We start from the raw sequence: 17,721 nt of genomic DNA, 5'->3' as shown, positions 1-17,721 counted from the left end.
TCTGCCACCCCACCTCGCTCGTGTCGCACACCAATGTACTGCTGGTGGAAGCCTCGCCCCGCATCCGGGGTTCCACCAGTAGCTCGCCGTGATCCTAGCCGCGAGCCGAGATCCACTCTTTGAATCACTCGAACGCGTGGTGCCGCAAGCCATTTACCGAATGAATGTTCTATATCGCGTGCCTCACGCGCAAGCCGCTGGCTGCAAAACCCGTTTCGCGGCCGGGAAGTCGGGCAGCTACGTGGCCAAATGCCGTCCCGTGCTGGGCTTTTAGTCTGATGGTGCTCCTGTTGTCAGTGGTCCCATTTAGGGTGGTCCGCACGCTGCAACGCCGCAGTATCTGCACGTTGAAGCGCTGCTTGGTGTGCGTCGAGCTGGGGGAGGAACTTCACGATGATGGTCGGTCCTGTGCGAGTGGCTCACGGCTTGCCGTCAGCGGCATCGGTCAGGTGAGGCTGTGACGACGTGGTCACCGGGAATGCCGTTCGAGGCGGTCCTGGCAAACGCCCCCATGGACTACATCCGCCGGCACCTCGGCAAGGAGCTGTGCGCCCTTCTCGACCTCATCGAAGGAGGCACGGCGGGTGGTGATCGGTTGCGAGCCGTCGCTGCGATCGCGATCGACGCCGAACTCCTGGTCGGGGACGAGGACGAGCGCGCCGTACTGCTCGGCCTCGTTCCCGGGCCCAAGCAGGCGGAACTGGCGCAACGGCTCGGGTCGCTGGGTGACGAGCAACCGCTGGAGTACCTGCAGGCGCTGAAGTGGACTCCTGACGAGCGCAGGGAGCTTCTGGAGTTCTTCGGCTTCACGGTCGAGCGCGCACAGCCTCAACTTCCCTCCTTCAAGCGGGAGACAGCACCTGACTACGCCCTGTTCCCCCATCAGCTCCGCGCGGCGCGCCGGGTCAAGGAGCTGTTGTACGACGGCCCCCGCCGGGCCGTGCTCCATCTGCCGACGGGCGTGGGCAAGACGCGGACCGGCATGAGCATGATCTGCGACCACCTGCGGCAGCACGGGCCCGCCCTGGTGGTGTGGCTGGCTCACGGGCAGGAACTGCTGGAGCAGGCCGCGGCTGAGTTCGAGCGTGCCTGGAGCAAGGTCGGCGACCGTCCCCTGCCGGTCCTCCGCGTGTGGGGCAGTGCTTCCCCGGACCTCGCTGACGTGACCGACGGACTGGTCGTCCTCGGGCTGGAGAAGGCCGTCTCAACCGCCAAGTCGGACCCGCAGTTCCTGCGTACGCTGGCCGCCCGCAGCACTCTGACCGTGTTCGACGAGGCACATCAGATCATCGCCCCCACGTTTCAGGGCGTAGTGGACGACCTAACGGTACGCCACGACTCCAGCTTGTTGGGCCTCACCGCGACCCCGGGCCGCACGTGGGCGGACATCACCAAGGACGAGGAACTTGCCGACTTCTTCTCCCGGCAGAAGGTCATGCTGGAGATCGAGGGTTACACGAATCCCGTGACGGCCCTCATCGATCAGGGCTACCTGGCCAAACCGATCATGCGTACGGTGGCCGCGGAAGCCGGCATGCATCTGTCGGCTCAGGATCAGCAGAGCCTGGCGCGAGCGTTCGAGATCCCGGACAGCATCATCGCCGAGCTCGCGAAGGACGAGCAGTGGAACCTCAAGGTCGTCCAGACGATCATGGAGCTGCTTGAGAAGCAGCACCGCCGCATCCTCGTGTTCGCGGCATCGGTGCAGCACTGCCGACTCATCGCATCCGTGCTGTCCGCGGCCGGCCTTGACGCGGTATTCGTGACCGGCGAGTCGTCTCCTCGGCACCGCAGCGACGCCATCCGTCGTTTCAAGAGCACGGCGCGGCGGCCCATGATCCTGTGCAACTTCGGAGTCCTGACCACGGGCTTCGACGCGCCCGCAGCCAGCGCCGCCGTCATCGCCCGGCCGACCAAGTCCCTGGTGCTGTACAGCCAGATGGTCGGCCGGGTCATCCGCGGTCCCAAGGCCGGCGGAACCGAAACCTGCGAGATCGTCACCGTCGTCGACCCGGAGCTCCCCGGGTTCGGCGATGTCGCCGAAGCATTCACCAACTGGGAAGACGTATGGGAGACAGCGTGACTGGCGAAGGAAATAACTACCGGATCGTCAGCCCTTCGCTGACCGTCAAGGCGATGCGCGACAGCGGCTACAAGAACACCGCCTACGCGCTCGCCGAGCTGATCGACAACAGCATCGACGCGGAAGCCACGCTGGTGCAGGTCTTCGCCTGCGAGAGCCCCATCGAAGGTGCCGCCCAGACCAGGTACCGGGTGGACAAGATAGCCGTCCTCGACAACGGCAAGGGCATGGACAGCGAACTCCTGCGCCGTGCTCTGAAGTACGGAGACGGTCTCGGCGACGACCGCAGCCGAATCGGCCGCTTCGGCATGGGCCTGCCCAACTCCAGCATGTCCCAGTGCACCAAGGTCGAGGTCTGGTCGTGGAAGAACGGCGCTGCGAACGCTCTGTACACCTACCTTGACCTGGACGAGATCACCAAGGGCCAGGATGAGGTTCCCGACCCCGTACCTCGTCGTGTGCCGGAGTATTGGGACGACCTGAGCGAGGTGCCCCTGGGCACCAGCGGCACCCTCGTCGTCTGGACGAACCTGGACCGCGTCAAATGGCACAGTGCCGGTGCCACCCTGCGCAACACGGCCGAATTGATCGGCCGTGTGTACCGGCACTACCTGAACGACGGCTCCGTGGACATCAAGATGGCGCCCGTTCGCGACGGGAAGGTCCTCGAAGGAAATAACGGCGCCTACTACGCCGAGCCCAATGACCCTCTGTACCTCATGACGAAGACCGGAACGCCCGCGCCGTTCAGCAGCACCCCCATGTTCGAGCCCTTCCACATGGGCAACGAGGCCGAGCCCGGCGTCTACCGCTATCCCATCACGGTCGATGGCACACAGCAAACCGTAACGGTGCGCGCGTCCATCGCCCGGCCTGAAGCCCGCCGTTCCGATGTCTCCGGCCATCCGTGGCCCGACGATGCCAACCCGAACCGGGACGCTGGTGCCCAGAAGTGGGGGCAGCACGCCCGTCGGAACATCGGCGTCTCGCTGGTCCGAAAGGGTCGCGAGCTCGACCTCGATACCTCGTGGGCGATCGGATACGACCCCGTGGAGCGGTGGTGGGGCGTCGAGGTGGACTTCCCGCCCGAGCTCGACGAGGTGTTCGGCGTCACCAACAACAAGCAGACCGCCGTCGTGTTCTCGTCACTCGCCGACTTCGACTGGTCGGCTGAGCAGGACCCCGACGAGACGCCCAAGCAGTTCAAGGACCGTTTGCGGGAACTCGGCGACCCCCGGCTGCCGCTGATCGATCTCGCCCAATACCTCAAGGGTCTCCTGGGCAAGATGCGCAAGAAGCTGAAGCAGCAGACGCTGGGTGGCCGGAAGGGCAAGAAGCGGTACGACCAGGACGTCACCTCCAAGGCCACGGACGCCGTCAAGCGTCGGCAGGAGGACGGGTACAACGGTACGACCGACCTCCTCGCCGAGGAGGCGACGGAAGCCGACAAGCGCCAGGAGCAGCTGACCGCGCTGACCGAGCGGCACCATGTCGACGAGGACACCGCCCAGACTCTGGTCGACGAGGCCCTGGAGAACGACTGGCGCGTCCGCTGGATCTCCAGCCCCCAGGACTCATCCGCCTTCTTCAACATCGACCTGCTCGCCGGCATGCTCCAGGTGTCCTTCAATACAGAGCATCCTCTGCACAGCAAGCTGATGGCCGTCCTTGAGGACGTGCCCGAGACCGCGAGTGAAGCAGAACTCCGCCAGCGGCTCGCCCGTGCGACCGAAACCTTCAAGCTACTCATCTTCTCTTGGGCACGGATGGAGGACGAGATCCCCAGCAAGAAAGATCGCAGGGTAATCGCAGATGCCCGAAGCGACTGGGGCCGGTACGCCCGTGACTTCATCGATGACGGGAGCGAAGAGGAGTGACGCAGCCGGACCATGTCTGGCAGCAGATCGCGGACATGATGGAGGACGCCGCCGAGGAGGTGGTCGTCATCGCCCCCTTCATCAAGAAGGTGATCTTCGAGGAGACCATCGCTGCGGTGCCCTCCTCCGTCCAGAAGATCACGTGCGTCACGCGCTGGACCCCGGCGGAGGTAGCCGCCGGGGTCTCCGACCCGGAGATCATCGAAGCTGCACAGAGCGACGAACGCATTTCCATTGCCTTGTGTCCGTCCCTCCACGCCAAGCTCTACCGTGCCGACGGCCGGTGTCTGGTCGGGTCCGCCAACCTCACCGGCAAAGCCACTGGCCGCGTGCCGAACGCCAACGTGGAGCTCTTGTTGGAGGTGCCTGTCGCTCACCCTGAGGTGCAGCGCGTCCTGAGCCAGATCGACGCCCGCTCGACTACAGCCACACCGCATATGGCAGCCCTCGTACGACAGCAGGCCGAACTTCTGAGAAGCGAGCGCGTCACTCCGCCGTCTGAAGACGAAGCAGTCCCGTACTGGTTCCCGGAGACAAGGAGACCGGAGAACGTCTACGCCCTCTACAGCGGGCGGCAGAGATTCACCTCGCTGGTCGAGGCTGGCATCGTGCGAGACCTGGCCATGCTCGATGTTCCCGTCGGCCTATCTGAAGACGCCTTCAATGCCGAGGTCGAGGCCCGCCTGCATGCGATCCCGGAACTCGGCCAGTTAACCGCAGAACAGCGTCTGAGCAACATCGAGCTCCAGCGGGCGATCGCCGAGCGGACAGGAGACGCAGAGGAGCAGGCGCGCAGAACGACCGAGACGCTCGCGGCCTGGCTCCAGCACTTCGGCCGGTACTACACCGAAGTGGGCTCGTGGGAGCTGCGACCCGGCATAGAGCACGCCTAAGATCACAGCCACGGCGTGGCCTGCCAGCACGCCGCCGACAAAGACGAGCACAAGGTGATGGGGGAAGGCCGTCTCATGGCAGACGTACGCGTCCCGTTCCTCCTCGGGCACGCCGAGATTGCCTACCTCTTCCGCGTGGAGCGGCAGACATCCCAAAGATGGCGGACAGCGGGCACGCTCGACGAGCCCGATCTGATCGCATCGGGCAATCCGTACTGGCTGCTGAGCACGGCCATGCGACTCGACGGCGGAAACGGTCGCAAAGCCCACCCAGAACGGCTAGCGACCTATAAGGCTGGTATCCCTTTCGGCTACGACATAGAGAACAAGGAGCACCTCCCGGTCATCGTCGGTATACAGGAGGCAGCACTTGTGCTCGGCCAGGACAAGCAGGCCATCTCCCGGTGGCGTAACCGGCACAAGATTGCCGAGGCCGACCTGCTCGTCTCCGGCTCGCCGCTCTGGCTCCTTGAGACGATCCTGGACGACGCGCGACAGCGGCAGCGAACCATCGTGGCCTCCGAAGTCGCTGCGCTCCGTGCAGGACAGCGCGCTCCTCAGAAGCCGCGTGGCCGAAGGCTGAGCACTCCCGAGGCAAACCCGCCTCGACAGCCATCGCCTGCCGCACAGACGTTCACCAGCGCTGACCATGGCGCCGCAGCCGAGTTTTTAGCGTCCGCCATGGCCCTGGGGTATTCCGTCACCATCAAGCCTCGGCCGTAGCTCATCATCAAACCTGGCCCGTGCCGACCCACACCCCCATTTGATCTCTGTGTTCACCAACAGCGTCGAGAGAAACACTTGCTTCTATCAAATTCCATCCATACTGTCTCTCATATGTCGATCTTGCAGCAGACCTCCGGAGCCAATCACGTCGATTCCACGGGCCTCCTCACTCAAGCCGCAGCCAGCGAGCCCAACCGCCGTCCCATGAAGGTTGTTTCCTACGGAGGCGGAGTCCAGAGCACGGCCCTCCTCGTGCTGGCCGCTCGCGGAGAGATCGACTTCCGCACCTTCCTGTTCGCCAACGTCGGGGATGACAGCGAGCATCCAGCGACCCTCGCATATGTTCGTGAGATCGCCATGCCGTACGCCGTGCGTGCGGGACTGGACATCCACGAGCTCAAGCGCCGACGGCGCGACGGGGCCAGCGAAACGCTCATGCAGCGGCTGAACCGGCCAGACACGCGGTCGATTCCCATACCGGTCCGCATGGCCAACGGTGCTCCCGGTCGCCGCAACTGCACGGCGGATTTCAAGATTAAAGTGGTCGGGCGGTGGCTCCGGGAGCATGGCGCCACCGCAGAGGAGCCGGCCGCGGTCGGCATCGGCATATCGCTCGACGAGATCCATCGCGCCAACCGTCGACGGCGGGAAACCCACGAGGTGATCGAGTATCCCCTCCTCGACCTCCGGCTGCGCAGGGACGACTGCGAGCGCATCATCACCGAGGCCGGCCTTCCGGTACCACCCAAGAGCTCCTGCTTCTTCTGCCCCTTCCGCACCGTCGACGCCTGGCGCCATCAGCGCAGGCACGAGCCCGAGTTGTTCGCCCTGTCGGTCCGGCTGGAGGAGACGATCAACCGCCGCCGGGCCGCACTCGGACGGGATGACGTATATCTCACGCGGTACGGCATCCCGCTCACGCAGGCCATCCCCGAGGAGAGCCCTGATGCAGGCGACGCCGACGAGGACGAGGGAGCATGTGACTCCGGCTGGTGCATGACCTGATGCGCACCATGCAGGTCACGACGGGAAGGGCCGGAAGCCGTAGCTGCGCCCGTCGTTTATCCCCATTGCCCCTCGAGTGGCCGCCAGAGACCAACGGGTGCGGCGGGATCAGAGCTCGGGCGGCTCACCGGGCTCAAGATGCAGTACCGCCAGATACTTGCGGTAGGGCATTTCCTCGTCCACCCAGCGGCTACCCCCCGTTGAGTCTGGAACCCACTTCCCGTCGAGAAGGTACTTGTCGTCGTAGACGGCGACGCGGTTCTCGTTCACTGCCGCCGCTAACAGCATCTGGATGCCCAGCAGCACCACCGTAGAGGCTTCCTTGGCGGCGCAGACCTCAGCGTGCCCAGCGGGGAAGATCTTCGCATCCGCGTCAGCGACCGGCTCGGGGATGCGCACACGGCCCTGCACTGCCTTCTCATGCAGGTCAATCGCCCGAACCACTCCTGCCGCGATCGACCCTCCGGCGCTTGCCACGCGGTCCGGGATGTGCGTGCAGAGGTGCTCAGCAACCTCGCTTGCGTGCAGCGGCCATGCGTCGGTGTGGTGTTGCAGCTTCTGCTCAGCCGCCTCGATGGCCGGTCCGGGCTTCGCGGCGTCAGGGTGCAGCAGCCGGACGAATCCTTCGAGCGCCGCCCGGACGTAACCGAGACGGACCTGGTGCAGCTGCCACCCCTCCATCATCTCCGTCCAGACGGCATCGAAGTCGATGCCTGCCGAGCACATGCCGCCGTCGTCGTACGACATGTCGAAGGAAATCGCGCGCAGGCCCTGGGCGAGGCGCAGCCACCTGTAGGCGTTGTCCCAGTCGTCCTGCGCGCCGGGCACTCCAGTGCGGGCAGAGGCATGCTCCACCCAGTCGGTGAGCTCACGGACATGGTCCTCGGGTTCGGCCAGCGCGAGCGTGGACAGCGTTCGGTATGAGGGCCGGCAGGGGCCATCCATACGGGTGGTCGTCATGAGCGGACCATCTCACACGCCACTGACAGTCACACCGAAGCCGAGAGTCCGGGCCACGCTCACCCGCTGGTGGTCCGCCGTACGAGCCGATGGCCCCGCAACTCACGTCCACAGCGAACGAGTTCGCGTTCCCAGCCCTCTTCCGTGCCGATCAGGTGCGGATTCTCGTAGAGGCCGGCGCGTACCTCGGCCTCGGTGAGCCGCCGGTACTTGGGTGCGTCGGGATCATCCTCGGCGAGGAACTCGTGTTTCCGGTGCAACAGGGGACGGTTGGTGGAGTCCGCGTACGAGGTGAATGAGGACTTGAGTGTCTTGAGGTCCACGGCGTACGACGCCGCGAGACGCGGGTGGGGATCCGTGTCGAACTCGGGGTAGTCGAGCCAGCTGACGCCGCGGCCCTGATGGCGGAGCTTGACGACGGACCACTCGCCGGGACGGCCGGCGGCGATGCTTGCGCACTGTTCGTACAGGCGCAGCACGGTGGGGATCCTGTGGAGTGCCCGGCGGTGCACGTACAGGGCAGTCGCGGTGAACTTGCCGGCGATCGATCCGTTCATCGCGCGGCGGACGTATGCGTCGTCACGCAGCTTGAACAGCAGGCGATCGGCTCGCTGGCACGCCTCGGTGTATGACGGAAAGAACGCGCGGATGTCCAGTTGCACAGGTAGGGGAAGACTGCTCACGGGGCCTCGGCCATGGAACAGCTCCAGAGCGAGGAACAGCAGCGTGTCGAGGGCTCCGCGTTCAGCGCTCCGTTCCACCTTCACGGGGTCGGCTTCCTGCTCGGCAAGTCGCTTCAGTTCAGCGGGGCGCAGGTGGCCGAGGAGGCTGATGATGGGCTGCGGCATTTCCTCAAGCTGGGGCATCCGGCCCCGCTGTTCGAGGTGAGCGACGACCGAGGTGATCGCCGAGGCGGTGTCCTCGGACGCCAGCCAGCCCCCGTCAGGGGCGACCTGGCGGGCGAGGTAGCTCAGGCGGGCCGCGTCGTCCTTGAAGGCATAGACGATGCCGGGCGCCGCCGATACACAGCGGACGCCAGTGGCTTCCTCAACGTAGTCGCGAAGCTCGCCGGCGGCATAGAGGTGCTGGAAGGTGCGGCGCTGAGTGAGGATGCCGTCGCCGTACTCCGTGCCTTTGATCTGGTTGCGCTCCCACCTCAACCGTGCGGACACCACGAGTACGGATTTGGCGAGATCCCAGGCGCGGAGGAGCGTCTCTCGTCGTTCGGCGGGGTTCTCAATGACGTTCAGGACATAGGTGAGAAGGACCACCTCGGCAGCCTCACGCCGCCCATCCGGGAAATGCACCGGGTCCCACCCCTCGGCGTCAAGGCCGAGGTGCTGCAGAGCCCGTACATCGCCGCCACGTCCGCACCCGTAGTCCAGCACTCCTGTGTCTGGTTCCAACTGAAGGTCGCCAACCGCACGACGGGCCGGTAGCGAGAGGCCGACACGACCAATGGCGGTCCGATGCCTCTGGCTGCTCCAAAGCTGCTGTGTCATCGGCGTCCCCTGATTCCACGGACAGGCCAGCATGCGACAGCACCGAACCTTACGTGACGCCCGCTTCGGTGGCCCGGCTTACGAGAGCTACGGCTCCCAGTCGATCACGGACGACGCAGCGCTACGTTCAGGAGCCGCGCAGGCTTCCTTCCGGGCCGGCCCCGGGCAGCGGCCGCAGGGGCCTGGCCCGCGAGACGCGGCCCTGGCATTACATGATCCCTTTCCAGTGCCAAGGTCGCGGTTCTGCACGGCCACGCAAGCAGTCGACGCGGTACTGAGCCTCTGCCCGCCACTCGGGGCGCGTGGCCGCGTGCTGAGCCGCGTAGGTGGTCATACGCAACTCGCGGGCACCGGCGAGGAGCTCGTACCCCTCCCATTCGGTGACGTCCGTTCCATACGCCTCGCAAAACTCGGCGTACTCGGCCTCGCTGACCGCTCCGGTCGTCGTCATCTTGACCGCCGTCGATACGAGATCCCACTCCGGCGGTCCGACGGAGACCCGCTCGAAGTCCATCAGTAGCGGCCCGGACGCCGTGCGAGCGACGTTGCCGACCCACGCGTCCCCGTGCACGACGCACTCGGGCAGGCCCGCGGGCCTCTTCTGCCACCAATCGCGGAGTTCCGCATGTCGACGGCGCAGCCACCCACGGTCATCCTCGGACAGGGACGTTGCCGCCTCGATCCGCTCGGCGACACGTATGAACGGGTCGAGTCTGTCGAGCGGGAAGTGCGGCACGGGTAGGGGGTGGAGCTGCTTCAGCAGCGTAACGACATCCCGCACGGTTCCGATCTCGTGCGCCGGGAGCTCGACCCAGAACGTCACCGGGCGGCCCGCGGCCTCGACCGGCTGCTCGACCGGCAGCGCGCGGACGGCCGGCACCCCGTTGTCGGCCAGCCAGTGGGCCACGCGGACCTCGCGTATGGCCGCCTTCAACTGGCCGGCCCGCGCGATGCGGACGATCACCTTGCCGGGGAGGCGCCAGATCTCATTCTCGGCAATGCGAACGGGCTCGGCGCCTGCCGGGTCGAAGCCTGCGAGGGAGCAGGCTTCTTCCAGTACGGCACGGGCAGGGACAGCCGAGATCGTCATGCCTGCAAGGTAGCCGTGATCCGCTGGCGCAGGTGTGCCGCTTCTTCCAATGTGCGGTGCTGTCCCGCGAATCGGCGGAGTTCTTTGAGGTCCTCGGCTGCCCGGAGCGAGGTGAGTCGGCCAACGTCGTCGAGGGCCTGGTGGCCGATGGCGATGGCCTGCATCGGGTCTCCCTTCGCCATGACCAGTGACGCCAGCTTCGTGCGTGAGATCCCGCGCGAGCGGGCGTAATCGTCGCTGTGCCCGGCGACCGCCGTTGCGAATCGTCGAGCGGCCCGTCCGGGGTCCTGGTCTTTGTGGATGGCCAGGTCGAACAGCGCATGCGCCGTGTCGCCGTGATGCTGCGCCTCATCGTAGTAGCGCATCCACGCCGGATCTTCGGCCGGGTTCGAGCGGGCGAAGGCGTCATCGGCGGCGCCGACTGCGGCCAGCGTGCCTTGTACGTCGTGCATTTTTCCGAAGGCGCGAGCGCGAGCGCTGTGCAACATGGCCTGGATCGTGGGGGTGAGCCGGTCGGAGCGCACCAGGCCCTTTTCGGCGTAGGTGAGCCCTTCGTCCGGATCGCCGAGCCATGTCGCTTGGCGAGAGAGGAAGGAGAACGTCTTGGCGCGCAGCCACCAGTCGCCGGCCTCCTCCGCGCATTCGGACGAGATCTTGAACGCGACGCGGGCGTGGTCGTGGCTGTAGGCGTCGAAGTGCGTTGCGCCGACCACGATGCCCAGCCGTGCGACATGGCCGAGAAGCTCCGGGCGCAGATGCTCCGGGCAGTCGACGGAGAGGAGTCGGACGGCCCATTCCATCGAGCGACTCGCGAAGTCGCCGACCAGGCCCCCGCCGCCTTGGGCGTTGTCCCAGCGGTGGATGTAGTCGGCGACGAGGCGCAGCTGGTCGAGCTCCGTAGGCCGAATGCGCTTTGGGAGCTCGGGCGGTGCGGTCGGGGCTACGAGTCGGGCGAGGTCTATCGGGGCGAAGGCGGCAAGGCTGGTGGCAGCCAGAAAGGCGCGTCGGTCCACTGGCGGAAGGCTCTCAGGTAGCGGGTCTCCGGTCTCTCTGCCCAGCATGCGGCCTTGGTGGACCTGAACGGTGCCCACCACCGCCCCCTTGCGGTCACTATCCGCATCGCGCCTCTTTTTATCCGCATCGCCGAACACCATCCCCCAGGCGCGCGTCAGCACTCCGCCGGTCTCCAGGACCGCGTCGAGCCTCTCCGCGAGGTCCCGCCGACACTTGTACTGGCCCTTCTCGATCTTGGAGATCACATCCGGGCTGACTTGCACCATCGGCCCTAACTGAGCGGCTCTCAGCCCCGGGCGTCGCTTGCGCCAGTACCGCAGTTCGGCACCGAACCATTCTTCGGGTGAGCCGTCTGGGTTGAGCACTTTCTCTGGCTGCGGCATCTCGGTCCCTGGGTCGTGATGCGGATATCTCAGCTCTCCGCATCCGGATCTGCACGCGGGTCTCGCGGCCTGACTGAATGGTTGCCGACCGGTTCCACACCAGTACACACCGCAGTCAGACCTCATTGGTGAGGATTCCGCCAGACCGAAGTGGATCTGTGATGGCCGACCTCTTGGACCTGCCCGCTGCGCCAGCAACCGGCGTGCGCGCCACGACGCACAGCAAGCCGGGACACCTGGAGATAGACCTAGACGTCAGCTCCGAGGCTGTGCCCATCGTCAGGGGCATCGTGAGTGCTCACCTGAAGCTGTGGGGTTTGGCCGGCCTGATCGACGGCGTGACGCTGGCCGTCTCGGAGCTGCTGACCAACGTCCTGCGACACGTAGAGCCCGACGCAGGTACTGAGGCGCGAAACGCGCGGCTCACGGTCACGCGCCTGCCCGGAGTATTGAACGTCTGCGTGCGCGACTTCAACCCTGCACTACCGCAGCCCTCCCACGCGGCCCTGGACACCGATCACGGCCGAGGGCTGCCCCTCGTCGTTGCCTTCGCCGACGACTTCGGCTGCTCCCCGATCAAGGGTGGCAAAGACGTATGGGCAAGCTTCCTGATCAGCAGCGACACGAGCGAGAGCCCGCAGGAGCGGAGGGCACCGTGACAGGCCCGGAAACCGGAAGTTCAGCCGGTGCTCGCGTTCGAAAGCGATGGAACAGAACTGCACCGAGGAGCCTCATGTCCCGCACCACCGAATCGGCCCTAGCCGTCCGATCCACGCTGCGAGCGGATCTCAATGCGGTGCCGGAGGACGCGAGAACGGTGCCCAACCTTGCCGACCGGCTGATCACCCTGGCCGCAGAGGACGAGCGCCTCACCCGCGAAGCGCTGGAGCTGCCCGGAGCGGTCTACCGGCGCGAGGCAGCGGTGCGGTGCCGCATCGATCATGGGCGAGTACTGCGCGAGATCGTGGATGCTTCCGGTTGGCCGTCCTGCTCAGCGGTCGGAGAAGCGGCGTCCATCGCCGCCGTGCAGATCCTGCTGCACTCCGGTGATCTCGAACTCATGTCGTCCTGCCAAGAGCGGATTGCCTCCGCGGTGGAAGCCAAAGCCTCTCCCGCGATCCACTTGGCCTACGTCGAAGACGCGTGCGCCGTGCTCCAGGGGCGCCGACAGAAGTACGGCACGCAGATCGACCCCAAGCTGCTGCGGCCTTACCCCATCGAGGACCCCGAGCGAGTCGGCGAACGCCGCCAAGAAGTGGGGCTTCCTCCGCTCCGCGAGGTGGTCGAACACCACCTCGGCCTGCTCAAACAAGCCCAATGACGCGACACCCGTCCATCTGCGCCCGACCGCTCCCCCACGTCAAAGGAACCGCCGTGTCACGAATCGAGGACCACATCCTCATGGGAGACCAGCACACCGCATGCCGGGACGCAGCCGGTACTCCAACCACGCGGCGGCGCAAGGACTCCACACCGGCCCACGACCCGATCTCCACGAGGAACCGATGAAGGACCTGATACTGGCCATGGCCGCGCTGCTGGCGGTAGCCAGCGTTTGGGCAGCGGGCCAGTTTCGATACCAGCAACAGCACGCACAGCGCCGGGCCGACCGCCTCCACGATCACTCCCAGCAGCTCACCCAGCAGCTGCGCTCCGTCGAGCTGTACTTGGGGCACCTGACGGACACCGTGGTTCCGGCCATCAGCGCTGCCGCGCTGAACGGTGGCGGGCATCAGGTCGCACTGGCCTTGCCGCCGCAGTTGGTGAACACACCGCTCGCGGACCGGCTGCGCACCCTGGCCGATCAACTCGGCGTCTCCCTAACCCAGCTGGGGCAGCAGGTGCAGGCCGCCTCGACCCAGCAGACCTCGCAGGTCCGTCTGGAGGCCGAACGCCAGGTCGCGCAGGCGCGGCGTGAGTCCGTGGACGTGGCCCGGGCTGCGGTTCGTGCCTTCGCCTCCAGCACGGTGCAGCGGGCGTCGAAGTTGAGCACGGCCATCAGCGCGGGCGTGCGCCGCCACGTGTCGGACGAGGCGTACGGGACACTGGTTGAGATCGATCACCTGGCGCAGCAGATGCTGCTGACCGCTTCGGGGTACGCCGTGCTCGCGGGCGACAAGCTGTCGCGTCGCTGGCCTGCCACCACGCTGACCGACGTTGTTCGCGCCGCGATGGGCCGGGTCGAGGGTTATGAACGCGTTAAGCATGCCGAGATGGACGGTGTTGCTCTCGAAGGCCGCGCGGTGGAAGCCGTGGTGCACACCCTGGCCGTCCTGCTGGACAACGCTCTGCGCTACTCGCCCCCGGCCGCCCCTGTGCACGTTTCGCTGGAGCAGGGCCACCGGGCGACCTTTCTGGCCGTGGACGACGCTGGCCTACGGATGGAGGACGAGCGGCTCAACTGGGCGCGCGATGTGATGTCCGGCAAGCATCGCGACGACATCACACAGCTCGGCGCTTACCCACAGACCGGCCTGCGTGTGGCATCCCTACTCGCCGAGAGCTACGGCTTCCACGTCGAGTTCACCCGCACCGCCCACCACAGCGTCGTGCAGGAGCCGAGCCCGCTCACCCCGCAGCAGGTGGTCGGCGCCCACACCGCCCGGCTCGATGCCCTCCGCGCGCAGGCACGCGCCGCCCGCCGCCAGCGGCCGACCACCGCCAAGGCTCCAGCTTCGCCGAGCACGGCCACCTCCCTGCGGCGCTAACGCCGGACGGACCGCCTCTTCTCCTCTGACACCGCTAGGACCACGCCATTTCCTTTACTCCCGCTGCCCACCGGAAGTTGCTGCGCCATCTCAGCCGCTTCCTGCACGACAGCAAGACCATCCTCGACTCCTGGAACGCCTACTCCGACGAACACACCGACCTCGACGGCTGGCCCTTTGACGAGGACGCCTACGGCCGACGCGCCAGCGTCCGCGACGCCGCCACCGCCAATGCATTCGAGAACGTCCGCATCGGCGCGCACCATCTCCTGGCCACCGCCCAGACCCAGCTGACTCAGCTGTCTGCCGACGCGGTGCAGAGCCGCTGGGTGTGGCAGCTGGGCGTGCTGCACGATGCGCTCGACCGGCTCGACGCCCTGCACGAGAAGTGGCGGGAGACCCGCGACAGCCTCCCCGCCGACGCCCGACCGGGCACGCCGGTGTTCGATGACGCCCTCGCCGAGCACCACGCCGAATGCTGGAGCCACCTCGATGACTGGGCCACCCACGGCCAGGCCATCGTCGAGATCAACGCCGCCGCCCGGCACGCCCCCTCACCCCTGGCCCCGCGGCCGACCACCACCGCAGCTCCCTCGACCAGCCTCGCAAGCACGGTGCGGAGGTGACCGTGCCCGAGACCGTGGATGTGGAGTTCGTCGCCCCGCGGCACCTGGCCGGCGGCGGCGATCCGGCGTGGGTCACCGTCCCTCTGCACCGCGCCTGCGAATGGAGCTACCACGACCCCCTGATGCCGCGCGTGGTCCTCTCCAGTCCCGATCAGAAGGCGCTCCTGCGGCTCGAGCCCGACCCCGACGGTCAGTGGTGGACACTGACCCACGCACCGGAGCCCGACCGGCCCGCCTGGTACGCGAGCTTCGGTGCCCGCACACCGGTCGAGATCATCGCCGCCGTCACCGACCCCACCGCCGACCCGTCGAACGCCCGCGACCCACTGGAGCCACTCCTCCGTGCCGGCTGGTCACCGGCCTACAACCACCATCGGTTCGCCTCCCCCGACGGCGCTGCGCGCGTCGACCTACATGAGACGACCGGCACCTGGTGGGTGGGCACCAGCCTCGACGACACCCGGCCCCCCGTGTGGCAGGCCCGCTTCGGCGAGCACACCCCAGGACACCTGATCACCGCGTTCACCCGTGCGCTCGCCGACACCAGGCCGCTCCTACGCCACAGCAACCCGCTGAGTCTCCCCGCCTACGGCACCAAGCTCATCACCCGAAGCCAGCGTGAACTGCCCGCCGTTCAGGTCGCCTTGCCCCTGGAGGACCGCGTCCGCGCACTTGCCGCCCGGCACACCACCCCACTTCCGTCCGCTCCGGCACCGCGACGCCCTCCGGCCAGCCCTGGTCACACCCGCTGACGAGCCGCTACCCAACCACCGGAAGCGCCCTGCCCTTGCCCTCCCCTGCCAACAACTCCTCCACCGACGGGTACGACCTCGCCTTCAAGGTTCTCCTCGGCGCTCTCGCCGTCGCCGTCCCCCTGTCCAACATCGCCTGGCTGTGCGGCAACCTCACCGCCTGGGTCACCGGCTCCGACGCCTGGGCGCCGTACCAGCCCATCGACGCCCTGCTCCACCCCGACCAGATCTGGCCACAGTCCGGAGGAACGTCCCTGCTGATCGGCACCCGCATCGTCCCGATCGCAGCCCTCCTCGCACTCGCCACCGTGACCGCCGTGCTGTGGTCCCGCCACAAGAACCGCGGAGGCGGCCGGAAAAAGAAGATCAGTGGAATGGCGAAGCCGAAGGACATCGAGCCGCTGATGGCCAAGGCAATCACCGCCAAGGCCCGCTCGCTGCGGCCAAGTTTGAAGAACGCCAAGCACATCGCCGCGAACGACACGGGCATCCTCCTCGGCAACCTGCAAGGAACTCGCCACGAGGTCCGCATGGGTTACGAGGATGTCGCGGTCGCGATCATGGCGCCCCGCTCCGGCAAGACCACCAGTCTGGCGATCCCCTCCATCCTCAACGCTCCCGGCCCCGTTCTGCTCACCTCCAACAAGGCCGCCGGCGACGCCTACACGGCGACGATCGAGGCTAGGTCCGGCACCGGCCGGACCTGGTCTATGGACCCGCAGCAGATCGCGCACGCCGCCCGCGAGATGTGGTGGAACCCGCTCGCCGACGCCAAGACCCTCGAAGGCGCCGGACGCCTGGCCGGTCACTTCCTTGCCGCGAGCGTGGACGCGAGCCAGCAGGGTGACTTCTGGTCCAAGGCCGGATCCAACATCCTGTCCCAGCTCTTCCTCGCCGCGGCCCTCGACGACCGCCCGATCACGGACGTCATGCAGTGGCTCGCCTTCCCAGCCGACCGCACCCCGCTCGACATCCTCCGGGACCACGGCTTCACGGCCGTCGCCGCGCAGCTCAAGGGCACCGTGGAAGGCCCGCCCGAGACGAGGGACGGCATCTACGAGACGGCCCGCCAGTACGCCGCCGCGCTGCTGAACACCGAGATCGCCGCGTGGGTCACACCGCAGAAGGACGTCCCCGAGTTTCGCCCATCGGAGTTCGTCCGCTCCTCCGACACCCTCTACCTGCTGTCGAAGGACGGCGGCGGCGGAGCGTCAGCGTTGATCGCCGCATGTGCGGACTCCGTGATGCGGGCCGCGACCGCACAGGCCGAACGCGCGGGCGGACGGCTCGATCCGCCGATGCTCGCGATCCTCGACGAGGCCGCCAACGTCTGCAAGATCAGCGACCTGCCGGACCTGTACTCACACCTCGGCTCGCGCGGGATCATCCCGATCACCATCCTGCAGTCCTACCGCCAGGGTCAGAAAGTTTGGGGCGACGCGGGCATGGACGCCATGTGGTCCGCCTCCACGGTCAAGGTGATCGGCTCCGGCATCGACGACCCGGACTTCGCCGACAAGCTCTCCCGGCTCATCGGCAACCACGACGTCGAGACGACCTCCACCTCCACCTCCGAATCCGGCAAGTCGACCTCGGTGTCGATGCGGCAGGAGCGGATCCTGCCCGCCGACGCGATCCGCGCCCTGCCCAAGGGCACCGCGCTCGTCTTCGCCACCGGCATGCGCGCCGCCATGCTCGACCTGCGCCCCTGGTACCTGGAGCCCGGCGCAGGCGAGTTGTCCGCCGCCTCCGCTCGCGCGTCGATGGCCATCACCGCCCGCGCCATCGCCAAGCACGCACCCCAGCAAGGCGAGTACGGCACAGCTGCCTGACCGAGCTACCCCCAGAGCCTCGGTCGCGCTCACCGTCCCCTGATCATCCGGAGCACCCTGGCTCTCATCGACCATGCCGACGTCTTCATCGGCTCGACCGACGACGGATGGACCTTCGTCGTCCTCAACCGCCCAATCCGCAACGCCGCCCGCCTCCTGACCGGGGCGGGATTCACCCCCGTTATGTTCTTCGCGGTCCTGCAAGAGGGCCGCTGGCCTCCGGGCCCGGCATGGCTGTTCCCCCCTGTCGAACGCATGACCTGGGGGGTG

Annotated in this window: 15 protein-coding genes; 11 read left to right on the top strand and 4 right to left on the bottom strand. The window is 67.0% G+C overall.

Translation table 11 applies throughout. The features are described from left to right. Positions 1-457: 457 nt before the first annotated feature. The 5 genes from ACIHAR_RS33125 (at position 458) to ACIHAR_RS33105 (ending at position 6,584) form a co-directional block, all read left to right on the top strand. Complete coding sequence (locus ACIHAR_RS33125; protein ID WP_400022979.1) at positions 458-2,083, top strand: DEAD/DEAH box helicase; 1,626 nt, start codon at positions 458-460, stop codon at positions 2,081-2,083. Then, positions 2,080-3,960, top strand: a complete 1,881-nt coding sequence (locus tag ACIHAR_RS33120) for an ATP-binding protein (RefSeq protein WP_400022978.1) — start codon at positions 2,080-2,082, stop codon at positions 3,958-3,960. The genes ACIHAR_RS33125 and ACIHAR_RS33120 overlap by 4 nt, the downstream gene beginning before the upstream one ends. Next, a complete protein-coding gene (locus ACIHAR_RS33115) occupies positions 3,957-4,853 on the top strand; it encodes a phospholipase D family protein (RefSeq protein WP_400022977.1) in 897 nt (298 codons plus the stop codon). The genes ACIHAR_RS33120 and ACIHAR_RS33115 overlap by 4 nt, the downstream gene beginning before the upstream one ends. A 15-nt stretch (positions 4,854-4,868) precedes the next feature. Next, positions 4,869-5,576 carry a hypothetical protein gene (locus ACIHAR_RS33110; protein ID WP_400022976.1) on the top strand — a complete coding sequence of 236 codons (708 nt, stop codon included), beginning with the start codon at positions 4,869-4,871 and terminating at the stop codon, positions 5,574-5,576. 207 nt (positions 5,577-5,783) lie between these two features. Next, the gene (locus tag ACIHAR_RS33105; RefSeq protein WP_400023021.1) at positions 5,784-6,584 is read left to right on the top strand and encodes a phosphoadenosine phosphosulfate reductase; all 801 of its coding nucleotides are present in this window, start codon (positions 5,784-5,786) and stop codon (positions 6,582-6,584) included. 108 nt (positions 6,585-6,692) lie between these two features. Here the strand turns inward: ACIHAR_RS33105 and ACIHAR_RS33100 are convergent, their stop codons facing one another. The 4 genes from ACIHAR_RS33100 to ACIHAR_RS33085 form a co-directional block, all read right to left on the bottom strand. Continuing rightward, positions 6,693-7,544 (bottom strand): hypothetical protein, encoded by an 852-nt coding sequence (locus ACIHAR_RS33100; RefSeq protein ID WP_400022975.1) that lies wholly within the window; start codon positions 7,542-7,544, stop codon positions 6,693-6,695. Between the two features lie 59 nt (positions 7,545-7,603). After that, positions 7,604-9,046 carry a DNA phosphorothioation-associated putative methyltransferase gene (locus ACIHAR_RS33095; protein WP_400022974.1) on the bottom strand — a complete coding sequence of 481 codons (1,443 nt, stop codon included), beginning with the start codon at positions 9,044-9,046 and terminating at the stop codon, positions 7,604-7,606. Positions 9,047-9,254: 208 nt separating this feature from the next. Next, positions 9,255-10,136, bottom strand: a complete 882-nt coding sequence (locus ACIHAR_RS33090; protein ID WP_400022973.1) for an aminoglycoside phosphotransferase family protein — start codon at positions 10,134-10,136, stop codon at positions 9,255-9,257. Beyond that, positions 10,133-11,533, bottom strand: a complete 1,401-nt coding sequence (locus ACIHAR_RS33085; protein WP_400022972.1) for a helix-turn-helix domain-containing protein — start codon at positions 11,531-11,533, stop codon at positions 10,133-10,135. Before ACIHAR_RS33085 ends, ACIHAR_RS33090 begins: the two co-directional genes overlap by 4 nt. Positions 11,534-11,694: 161 nt before the next feature. On the opposite strand from ACIHAR_RS33085, the gene ACIHAR_RS33080 reads away from it, so the two are divergent. The 6 genes from ACIHAR_RS33080 to ACIHAR_RS33055 all read left to right on the top strand — a co-directional run bounded on the left by ACIHAR_RS33080 (position 11,695) and on the right by ACIHAR_RS33055 (position 17,451). After that, complete coding sequence (locus tag ACIHAR_RS33080) at positions 11,695-12,192, top strand: ATP-binding protein (RefSeq protein WP_400022971.1); 498 nt, start codon at positions 11,695-11,697, stop codon at positions 12,190-12,192. Positions 12,193-12,266: 74 nt separating this feature from the next. Beyond that, positions 12,267-12,854, top strand: coding sequence for a DUF6624 domain-containing protein (locus ACIHAR_RS33075; protein WP_400022970.1), 588 nt, complete (start codon positions 12,267-12,269; stop codon positions 12,852-12,854). Positions 12,855-13,038: 184 nt separating this feature from the next. After that, positions 13,039-14,241 (top strand): ATP-binding protein, encoded by a 1,203-nt coding sequence (locus ACIHAR_RS33070; protein ID WP_400022969.1) that lies wholly within the window; start codon positions 13,039-13,041, stop codon positions 14,239-14,241. Between the two features lie 77 nt (positions 14,242-14,318). Then, complete coding sequence (locus tag ACIHAR_RS33065; RefSeq protein ID WP_400022968.1) at positions 14,319-14,867, top strand: hypothetical protein; 549 nt, start codon at positions 14,319-14,321, stop codon at positions 14,865-14,867. After that, positions 14,864-15,619 (top strand): DUF317 domain-containing protein, encoded by a 756-nt coding sequence (locus ACIHAR_RS33060; RefSeq protein ID WP_400022967.1) that lies wholly within the window; start codon positions 14,864-14,866, stop codon positions 15,617-15,619. Before ACIHAR_RS33065 ends, ACIHAR_RS33060 begins: the two co-directional genes overlap by 4 nt. A 35-nt stretch (positions 15,620-15,654) precedes the next feature. After that, positions 15,655-17,451 carry a type IV secretory system conjugative DNA transfer family protein gene (locus tag ACIHAR_RS33055; protein ID WP_400022966.1) on the top strand — a complete coding sequence of 599 codons (1,797 nt, stop codon included), beginning with the start codon at positions 15,655-15,657 and terminating at the stop codon, positions 17,449-17,451. Positions 17,452-17,721 lie beyond the last annotated feature (270 nt).

Origin of the sequence: Streptomyces sp. NPDC052016 (genome assembly GCF_044548445.1) — a bacterium.
Taxonomy (GTDB): Bacteria; Actinomycetota; Actinomycetes; order Streptomycetales; family Streptomycetaceae; genus Streptomyces.
The sequence above is the reverse complement of the archived record's forward strand: the minus strand, read 5'-3'. Positions and strand labels throughout refer to the sequence as shown.